Origin of the sequence: Streptomyces sp. NPDC102437, from assembly GCF_044765565.1 — a bacterium.
In the GTDB taxonomy this organism is placed as follows: domain Bacteria; phylum Actinomycetota; class Actinomycetes; order Streptomycetales; family Streptomycetaceae; genus Streptomyces.
Genome location: NZ_JBIWKI010000065.1, coordinates 1 through 9,617 on the forward strand (window position 1 = coordinate 1; position 9,617 = coordinate 9,617).

Annotated in this window: 7 protein-coding genes and 1 CRISPR repeat array; all 7 genes read left to right on the plus strand. The window is 66.6% G+C overall.

Translation table 11 applies throughout. From position 1 onward, the window contains the following. Window positions 1-67 precede the first annotated feature (67 nt). The 7 genes from ACIRJP_RS38700 to cas2 all read left to right on the plus strand — a co-directional run bounded on the left by ACIRJP_RS38700 (window position 68) and on the right by cas2 (window position 7,259). Window positions 68-1,144 carry a hypothetical protein gene (locus ACIRJP_RS38700; RefSeq protein ID WP_404185175.1) on the plus strand — a complete coding sequence of 359 codons (1,077 nt, stop codon included), beginning with the start codon at window positions 68-70 and terminating at the stop codon, window positions 1,142-1,144. Window positions 1,145-1,821: 677 nt separating this feature from the next. Then, window positions 1,822-2,517: a type I-C CRISPR-associated protein Cas5c gene (gene cas5c, locus ACIRJP_RS38705; protein ID WP_404185178.1), complete on the plus strand. Its 696-nt coding sequence runs from the start codon at window positions 1,822-1,824 to the stop codon at window positions 2,515-2,517. Between the two features lie 3 nt (window positions 2,518-2,520). Continuing rightward, a complete protein-coding gene (gene cas8c, locus ACIRJP_RS38710; protein WP_404185181.1) occupies window positions 2,521-4,308 on the plus strand; it encodes a type I-C CRISPR-associated protein Cas8c/Csd1 in 1,788 nt (595 codons plus the stop codon). Window positions 4,309-4,358: 50 nt separating this feature from the next. Beyond that, on the plus strand, window positions 4,359-5,273 hold the full coding sequence (cas7c, locus tag ACIRJP_RS38715) for a type I-C CRISPR-associated protein Cas7/Csd2 (RefSeq protein ID WP_404185184.1): 915 nt from the start codon (window positions 4,359-4,361) through the stop codon (window positions 5,271-5,273). Further along, window positions 5,273-5,938 carry a CRISPR-associated protein Cas4 gene (gene cas4, locus ACIRJP_RS38720; RefSeq protein ID WP_404185188.1) on the plus strand — a complete coding sequence of 222 codons (666 nt, stop codon included), beginning with the start codon at window positions 5,273-5,275 and terminating at the stop codon, window positions 5,936-5,938. The genes cas7c and cas4 overlap by 1 nt, the downstream gene beginning before the upstream one ends. Beyond that, window positions 5,935-6,969, plus strand: coding sequence for a type I-C CRISPR-associated endonuclease Cas1c (gene cas1c, locus ACIRJP_RS38725; protein ID WP_404185191.1), 1,035 nt, complete (start codon window positions 5,935-5,937; stop codon window positions 6,967-6,969). Before cas4 ends, cas1c begins: the two co-directional genes overlap by 4 nt. Beyond that, window positions 6,969-7,259 carry a CRISPR-associated endonuclease Cas2 gene (gene cas2 / locus ACIRJP_RS38730; protein WP_404185194.1) on the plus strand — a complete coding sequence of 97 codons (291 nt, stop codon included), beginning with the start codon at window positions 6,969-6,971 and terminating at the stop codon, window positions 7,257-7,259. Before cas1c ends, cas2 begins: the two co-directional genes overlap by 1 nt. Before the next feature lie 139 nt (window positions 7,260-7,398). Next, window positions 7,399-9,564: direct repeats of the CRISPR family, unit length 37 nt; unit sequence GTGGCAGTCGCCCTTCGGGGCGGCCGAGGATCGCAAC. The last annotated feature ends 53 nt before the right edge of the window (window positions 9,565-9,617 follow it).

The window sequence follows — 9,617 nt, forward strand, 5'->3', positions numbered from 1 at the left end:
CTCCGGCGGGTAGTTCTTCATGACCACGAGATGTCCGTTCTCAGATCCTCAGGATCCAGTGTCTCGTGTGTCCAACATCCGGGGTCAAGGCCCGGCCTCTGCGACGCAGCCGTCGTTCTGGTCTTTGGCGCAGTTGGAAGGGCTTCCGCGTCGCGGCGTGGTGGAGGACGTGACAGGGCTGTTCGAGGCGTTGCGGCGGGTTCGGTATGAGTGGCGTCTGGGGCCGGGGGTGACGTGGGAGTCGATCGCGGGTGAGATCGCGTCCGTGGGAGGGGGGCGGGTTCTGACGATCGTGAATACGACGCGGGATTCGGCGCGGCTGCATCGTCTTCTGACGGGTGCGGGTGGTGGCGGGGTGCGGGTGGCGGCTCCGGTGTGGCATTTGTCGACGAGGATGACTGCGGAGCACCGGCGTGAGGTGATCGGGCATGTGAGGGGGGAGCTTGCGGCTGGGCGGTCGGTGCATGTGGTGTCCACGTCGTTGATCGAGGCGGGTGTGGATGTGGACTTTCCTCGGGTGTACCGGGCGTGGGCGCCGGCGGAGGCGCTGCAGCAGGCGGCGGGCCGCTGTAATCGTGATGGTCGTTTGTCGGAGGGGACGGTTGTGGTGTTCCGGCCGGTTGACGGTGGCGTTCCGAAGGATTTGTCGTATAAGGCGGCGATGGATGCGTGTGCGGAGTTCTTCGGGCCGGATGCTTCGGCTCCGGATGATCTGGATGCTTTGGGCCTCTATTACGAGAAGCGCTGGGCGTTGCAGGGTACCGATGGGCGGTCGATGGGGGAGGGGGTTCAGGAGCTGCGCCGGAGGTGGGACTTTCCTGCTGTTGCGGATGAGTTTCAGATGATTGACAGCAGGTATGCCCAGTCGGTCGTCGTGATTCGTCCGGAGAAGTCGGATGAGGAGCGGGACATTATCGAGTCCGACATTGCTCTGCTGCGTGGCCGCTTCCCGTCGGGGCCGGGGCCGTTGCGTCGTCTGCAGTCGCACATGGCGACGTTGCCTAGGTACGAGGTGGCTGCTGCGGTGCGTGCGGGCCTGGCTGAGCCGGTGATCGGTGATCTTGTTGTGTGGCGGGGGTATTACGATCCGGTGCGCGGGCTGGACGTTGATGATCCTGAGGACCGAGGCGGCTACGTATTTTGAGTTTGCGATACGGGCACGTGGCCTGGCGGTGCGTGCGACGATGGGCTGGAAGTTCGCCTGACGAGCTTTGGGCGACCGGCCGTGTCTGATGTTGGTCGAGGATCGCAATATCTGGATCGTTTGGCATGCTGCTGCCTGTCGGGGCGGTGGACGAAGTCTGCACTTTTCGTCCACCGCTTTCTGCGTTGAGCTGCGTACTTCAAATCGTTGTGTGCGCCATTGTTCGCGAAGTGCTGCTGCCGCACGCTGAAGTGGTCCGAAGCTCTTGCCATGCGATTCAGATGAAGGTGAATCGGTGAACGTTCCTTGCGTGGATGGACTTCCCGTGCTTGGTGCGGCGGAGGTGATCGTCATTGTGGTGGTGTTGATCTGCCATCTGGCACGCCATGTTCGAGCTGACCTCAGGTTCCGGTTCGGCGGGTAGCACGCCAAAGCCTGTGAGCAGTGGTTTTTCCGTTTCCGCGGTGCAGTGTCAGTGCCTGCACCTACAGTGCGGCATCAAGAGGGGACAGGGAGTGACCTGATGCCCCGTTGGTTCCGTGTGCCGTCGCCGGACCTTCCCAAGGGCAGGTCCGGCGGAGGTGGACTGTCAGGAATGGATACGACGGATGAGAACGAAGGGGCCCGCTTCCAGCAGGGCGGGACGCGGTAACGGGGGGTGGGCCTTCCCTGATCTGGTGGTGGAGGTCTGGGGTGACGTCGCGTGCTTTACGCGGCCGGAGCTGAAGGCTGAGCGTGTCAGCTATCAGGTGATGACGCCTTCTGCGGCCAGGGGGGTGTTGGAGGCGATTTTCTGGAAGCCCCAATTCCGCTACATGGTGCGGAAGATCGAGGTGTTACGGCCGGTGAGGTGGCTGCGGGTGCGCCGCAACGAGGTGAAGTCGGTGATCAGCGCCCAGGAGGTGCGGAAGCTTCAGTCCGACCGGCGTCATCGCTACGACGTCGAGACGGACCGGGACCAGCGCAGCACGCTTGCTCTGAGGGATGTCCGCTACCGGATCCATGCGCAGATTGTGGTGGCTCCCGAGGCTCTGGCCGGTTCGGCGAAGTATCCGCCGGCGTCGGAGGAGAAGTACCGCGAGCAGTTGCGCCGCAGGGTGGAGCGGGGTGCCTGTTTCTCGGAGCCGTTTCTCGGCTGCCGGGAGTTCGGTGCGTCTTTCGGTAAGCCCGATCCGCGGCAGCGGGTGGTGGAGTTCAGTGAGGAGCTCGGTGTGATGCTCCACTCGATCGTGTACGGGCCGAGGGGGGAGCGCTACCGGTGGTTTCGTGCTTCTGTCGTCGACGGGGTCCTGGAGGTGCCGGAGGAACCGTTGCGGGACGACGCGGTCGGGATGCCGCTGGCTGCGTGGCGGGCCGATGGAACAGAGGGCTGAGCGGTGCTGTTACAGCGGCTGACCGAGTATGGGGACCGGATTGCCGGGGAACTGCCTGCTGAGTTCTACCGCGAGAAGCAGATTCACTGGGTGCTGGACATCGCCCCGGACGGTCTGAGTGCGAAGCTGTTGAAACGCAAGGTGTCGGGGCGTCAGCGCGACCAGATGCTGACCATGCCGGTGCCGTACGTACAGCGGTCGGGGACGAAGGTGCCGCCCTACCTGCTGGTGGACACGGCCGAGTTCGTGCTCGGGGTACCGAAGGCAGCCAAGAACGGTGTCACGGCGAAGGACCGGGGCGAGGCGTCACGCCGGCACGACTCCTACCGTGACCTCGCCTTGCGCTGGGCGTCGTCTGCGGTCGGTGAGCCCGCAGCGGAGGCGGCCAGGACGTTCTTCACCGCCCGCCCGGAGGTCGACCTCCCGAAGGAGGTTGAGACGAAGGACACGGTCGCCATCATGGTCGGCACCAGCTGGCTGCATCAACTGGGGTCGGCGCAGCAGCTGTGGGGCGAGGAAGTGCGGGCCCGTAAGAGCGGTACTGCGGACCGTGCGGGGCTGTGCCTGGTGTGCGGTGAGTACCGCGCGCTGCTGGCGACGATCCCGGAACCCGTGAAGAAAGGGGCGATCCCGACCACGGGCGGCAGCAACGAAGGCCAGCTGATCAGCATCAATACCGCGGCTCAGGGACGCGAGGGGCTGACTCAGCTGGTGAACACTCCCGTCTGCCACCGGTGCGGTGGCCGCGCCATGGCGGTCCTGAACCACCTTGTGGCCTCGGACCGGCACCGGCGACGTTTCCGGGACGACGGCGTGCTGTTGTGGTGGACGAAGCGTCCTGAACCCGATTCCGCGTTCGCGATGTTCTTCGACGACCAGCCGGATGCCGCCGACATCGAGCACCTCATCGATTCGATGGCCGCTTCCCCTGGTCCCGCTTCTGCGGAACGGGCGGACACCGACGCTTTCTACGGCCTGTCCCTCGGTCTGAACAATGCCCGCCTCGTCGTCCGCGACTGGATCGATGTCCCCCTGCCTGCGGCGAAGGCGAGCCTGGCTGCCTGGTACGCCGACCACGGAGTCTGGGACGGATGGACCGGACGGGCCCGGTACTTCCCGCTCTGGCAGATGGCCCTCTCCTGCGGTCGCTGGCAAGGCGAACGGTACGCGCCCGACAGTGCCCCCCATGGCCTGGAGGCCGAGCTGCTCCACAGCGCTCTGCACGGCACCCGCCCGCCTGCCCGGGCTCTTCCTCTCCTCCTGCAGCGCGTCCACGCCGACCAGCGCGTCGACCTGCCGCGCCTGGCGCTGCTGCGCCTGCTCCTCAACCGTTCCCCCCACCCCCAGGACCACCTGATGCCACAGCTCGACAAAAACAGCACCGATCCCGCCTACCTCTGCGGCCGGCTCTTCGCCGTTCTTGAGTCCGTGCAGGAGGAGGCGCTCCCGGACATTAAAACGACCCTGCGAGACAAGTTCTTCAGTGCCGCGGTTGCCGCACCCAGCATTACCCTGCGCCGTCTGTTCGCTGACTCCGGAGCGCATTTCAAGCGCCTGCGCCGGGACAAGCCCGCCGCTCGGAACGCGCTGGAGAAGCGCCTCTTCGAGATCTACAGCAAGGTGAGCGACGACCTTCCCGGCCATCTCACCGATGTTCAGCAGGGCCGCTTCATCATCGGCTACTCCCACCAGCGCCACGAGGACCTGGCAGGGAAGCAGGCCGCCAGGGAACGCAGGCTTGCCGCGGTCCCCGCTCAGGCCGCACCCGCCCAGGAGACCGCTTCCGCCTGAGCCCCAACCCCGCACACCACTACGAACCCGCTCAAGGAGACCTTTCCGTCATGACCGCTGCCTACTTGGACCCCGACCGCAAGCACGACTTCGTCTTCCTCATCGAGGCCGTCGATTCCAACGCCAATGGCGACCCCGACAACGGTGGCCTGCCCCGCACCGACCCGGTCAGTGGCCACGGCCTGATCACCGATGTCGCGATCAAGCGGAAAATCCGCAACACCGTCGCTCTCATCAACTCCTACGAACCCCGCGAGGGCTATGAGATCTACGTCGAAGCCGGCACCGCACTCAACAGCCAGCATGAGCGCGCCTACACCAACGGGTCCGCGAGCGACCAGAAGTCCGCGCAGGAATGGATGTGCCGCAACTTCTTCGACGTACGCATGTTCGGCGCCGTCATGACGACTGGCAAGCGTGACAAGCAGGCCGGACGTGTCCAAGGCCCCCTCCAGATCGGGTTCTCCCGCTCAATCGACCGCATCACCCCCCTCGACATCGGAATCACCCGCGTCACCCCCACCAAGGAAGAAGACGTCAAGGCATGGAACGAACGCGGAGAGGGCGGGGGAACCGAAAACAAGGGTAAGGAGACCGAAATGGGCTCCAAGTACGTCGTCCCCTACGCCCTCTACCGCGGCACCGGCCACTTCAGCGCCCCACTCGCCCGCCGCACCGGGGTCACCTCCGACGACCTCGCACTCTTCTGGCGCGCCTTCGAAGTCATGCTGGAACACGACCGCGCCGCCGCCCGCGCCAACCTCGCCCTGCGCGGCCTGTACGTCTTCACCCACGACGACGCCTTCGGCCGCGCCCCCTCCCACGAACTGTTCGAACGGATCACCGTCAAGGCCCGCGACGACGTCAGCGCGCGCAGCTTCTCCGACTACGGCACCGTCGAAGTACGTGACACCGATCTCCCACCTGGTGTCACCCTGACCACGCTCTTCCCGCGCCCCGTCTGATGACGACATCCCCCACGCAGGGCGGAGAGGGAAATCTCCTACAGGTCTCCCTCTCCGCCCTGGAGCACTACGCCTACTGCCCCCGCCAATGCGCTCTCATCCTCCTGGAAGACGCCTTCACCGACGACGCCGCCACCATCCGCGGCACCCATCTCCACCAGCGCGTCGACACCCCTGGAAACAAAGGGCGACGTGCCGTGCGCACCCTGCACGCACTGCCCGTCTGGCACGACGGCTACGGCCTCACCGGAATCTGCGACACCGTCGAACTACACGACGACGGCCGCATCCTCCCCGTCGAACACAAATCCGGGCGCTACATTCCCGGCGGACCCGCCGACATCCAAGCAGCCGCACAAGCTCTCTGCCTCGAAGCAATGTTCCAGCAACCCGTACCCGAAGCCGCAGTCTTCTCCGCAACCGACCGCCGACGCCACCTCATCACCATCGACGACGCCCTGCGCGCCCGCGTACTCGACACCACCCACGCCGTCAGGGCTCTCCTCGAAACCAACCACCTGCCCGGCCCCACAGCCGACAAACGATGCCGCCGCTGCTCCATGGCCACCGACTGCATGCCGAAACTGCTCGCCGGGAAACGCCGCTACCGCCAAGCCCTCACCACCCTCTACTCACTCACCGACCCACAGGACACCGACGCGTGACCACCGAACTCCTCAACACCCTGTACGTACAAACACAGGGAGCCGACCTCCGCCTGGACCAAGACAGCCTGCGCGTCCACCTTCCCGACACCCCCGGACGTCAGATCCTCCCACTGCGCCGCATCGACGCCATCGTCCTCTACGGCCACATCAACCTCTCCACCGAACTGATCGGCCGCTGCGCCCAAGACCGCAGATCCGTAACCTGGATGACAAGGGGAGGGCGCTACCTCGCCCGCCTCGACGGCGCCGTCCACGGAAACGTCCTCCTCCGTCACGCCCAGCACCAGATGCACGAAGACACCGAAGGCCGCCTCTCCATCGCACGCACCATCACCGCAGGCAAGATCCGCAACAGCCGCTGGATTCTCCTCAGAGCCGCCCGGGACGCCGCACCCACAGCAAAGTCCCGCATGCGCGATGCAGCCGACGCTCTCGCCGAAAGCCTCACCGCCACCAGCACCTGTACATCCCTCGACACCCTCATGGGCACCGAAGGAAACGCCGCCCGCACACACTTCGCCGCCCTCGCTGACACCATCCGCCCCACCGAAGGAATCCCCGCCTTCACCCACCGCAACCGTCGACCGCCCACCGACCCCGTGAACGCCCTGCTCTCCTACACCTACGGACTGCTGCGCGGACTCGTCCACGGAGCCGCCGAACAGGTCGGCCTCGACCCATACATCGGCTTCCTTCACGGGATCCGCCCCGGCAAACCAGCACTCGCCCTCGACCTCATGGAGGAATTCCGCCCCGTCCTCGCGGACCGCTTCGTCCTCACCCTCCTCAACCGCCGGCAACTCCGGCCCGCCCACTTCGAGACCACTCCCGGAGGAGCCGTCCGCCTCACCGACGACGGCCGCAAGATCGTCATCACCGCCTGGCAAGACTGGAAGACCCAGACCTGGGAGCATTCCCTCGCAGGCCGGGATGTCCCCGCCGGCCTCCTGCCAGTGGTCCAGGCCCGCATCCTCGCGCGCCATCTCCGAGGCGAACTTCCTGCCTACCTCCCCTGGACCGCTGCCTGATGGAACTACTTCTCACCTACGACGTCGACACCACCACACCCGAAGGCCGCCGCAGACTCCGCCGGGTCGCCAAGCTCTGCGAAGGGCACGGCATACGTGTGCAGAAATCCGTGTTCGAAATCGTCACCAACGACAAAACGCTCCTGACGCTCATGTATGACCTCGAAGACCTGATCGATGCCAACACCGACAGCATCCGGATCTACCGCCTACCCCACGCAGGAACAGAAGACGTCCATACACTCGGCATCGCCGCCACCCACCCCCACCGAGCAGACCTCATCCTGTAGTGAGAAGAGCTTCGGAACCCCTAGCAAGCACACGACACGCGGATCGCACCCAAGAATAATGTCCGTATTAGGCGTGTATTGGTGGCCTGCTTCAGGGAAGGTGCATCTCAGCATTCACCGTTTTCGCTGGTCATCCAGCGTGGCAGTCGCCCTTCGGGGCGGCCGAGGATCGCAACGTTCTGGACGGCCTTGTAGCGGTTGTCGCCGTCCGTGGTGGCAGTCGCCCTTCGGGGCGGCCGAGGATCGCAACTTCGCGTGCTTGCCGGTCGGCGCCACCGACAGCCAGGTGGCAGTCGCCCTTCGGGGCGGCCGAGGATCGCAACCACGCCAGCACCAGATCGATCGTGTACAGGGCGATGGTGGCAGTCGCCCTTCGGGGCGGCCGAGGATCGCAACCCGACCGGGACCGGCCCACCAGGGCCCGGCGCTCCAGTGGCAGTCGCCCTTCGGGGCGGCCGAGGATCGCAACTCTGACCTGTACGGACGCATCGGACGCATCATCTGGGTGGCAGTCGCCCTTCGGGGCGGCCGAGGATCGCAACTTACGGCCCCTCAACCCACAGGAGCCCCAGACGCCCTCGTGGCAGTCGCCCTTCGGGGCGGCCGAGGATCGCAACTACGGAGACGCGCGGAGTGTCCTGCGATGCGGTCCGCGTGGCAGTCGCCCTTCGGGGCGGCCGAGGATCGCAACACGTCCGCGACGGGGGCATCGCCGCTCAGAACCCAAAGTGGCAGTCGCCCTTCGGGGCGGCCGAGGATCGCAACACAACCTGTACGGCAACCCGTACGGCAACCTGTTGGGGTGGCAGTCGCCCTTCGGGGCGGCCGAGGATCGCAACTCGTTGAGCTCCACACCCTCGCCCAGGTCGGCGAGGTGGCAGTCGCCCTTCGGGGCGGCCGAGGATCGCAACACCACGGCGGGGGCCATAAGGGCGGCCCGGGGCTCCTGTGGCAGTCGCCCTTCGGGGCGGCCGAGGATCGCAACGCCTGCGTTGATGCGCTGGTAGATGCGGTCGATGATGGTGGCAGTCGCCCTTCGGGGCGGCCGAGGATCGCAACGTTTTCGCCAGGTATTGAATGGGCTCCACAGAACTGGTGGCAGTCGCCCTTCGGGGCGGCCGAGGATCGCAACAACGCGTCGCCGTCGCCGTCGTCGGTCCGCTCCAGGGTGGCAGTCGCCCTTCGGGGCGGCCGAGGATCGCAACATCAAGTCCCGCTGCCCGGCGTTCCGGGGCCTGGTCCTGTGGCAGTCGCCCTTCGGGGCGGCCGAGGATCGCAACCTAGAGCAGAGGGTTGATGCCGACCGGCAGGCCGAGTGGCAGTCGCCCTTCGGGGCGGCCGAGGATCGCAACCTCCTGGGCCCCGGCGAGCTGCCCGCGCAGGATGCCGTGGCAGTCGCCCTTCGGGGCGGCCGAGGATCGCAACTCTTTGCCGCTGGCCGCGCTGGTGGCCGCCGTTCCCGGGTGGCAGTCGCCCTTCGGGGCGGCCGAGGATCGCAACCGGCTGCGCAGCCTGCTGGAAACACAGGCGAACCACAGTGGCAGTCGCCCTTCGGGGCGGCCGAGGATCGCAACCGCCGCTCTCGCTCCCGGCGCCGCCGTTCCACGGCGGTGGCAGTCGCCCTTCGGGGCGGCCGAGGATCGCAACCCCGAGTACAAGGCTTCCCTCGCATCCCTGAAGGCGTGGCAGTCGCCCTTCGGGGCGGCCGAGGATCGCAACTTTTCCATCCCGGTGATGGTGTCGGAGAAACTGGCGTGGCAGTCGCCCTTCGGGGCGGCCGAGGATCGCAACTCCTTCGTGGTTCGAGTGGGGCTGGACGGTCACAGCAGTGGCAGTCGCCCTTCGGGGCGGCCGAGGATCGCAACCCCTACCCCGGTCATCAGGCCGGCGAGATTGCGGGGTGGCAGTCGCCCTTCGGGGCGGCCGAGGATCGCAACCGCGACTGGCTCACCGCGTCTGGCTTCGTCGTCACCAAGTGGCAGTCGCCCTTCGGGGCGGCCGAGGATCGCAACCTCCTCGCCCTGGTCGTCGTCGGTGGAGCTCCCCTGTGGCAGTCGCCCTTCGGGGCGGCCGAGGATCGCAACTCCGGCTCCCCGCCCGTCCCGGGCCGGTGCTGGCCCCGTGGCAGTCGCCCTTCGGGGCGGCCGAGGATCGCAACTTGTCGTGCTGGAACACCATGTTCTTCACCGGCTGGGTGGCAGTCGCCCTTCGGGGCGGCCGAGGATCGCAACTTCGGCGCGATCGCCGCGACCGCCGGGGCCGTCGGCCGTGGCAGTCGCCCTTCGGGGCGGCCGAGGATCGCAACGTGGTCACCGCGACCGGCGTCCGCTCGCTGTACTGGTGTGGCAGTCGCCCTTA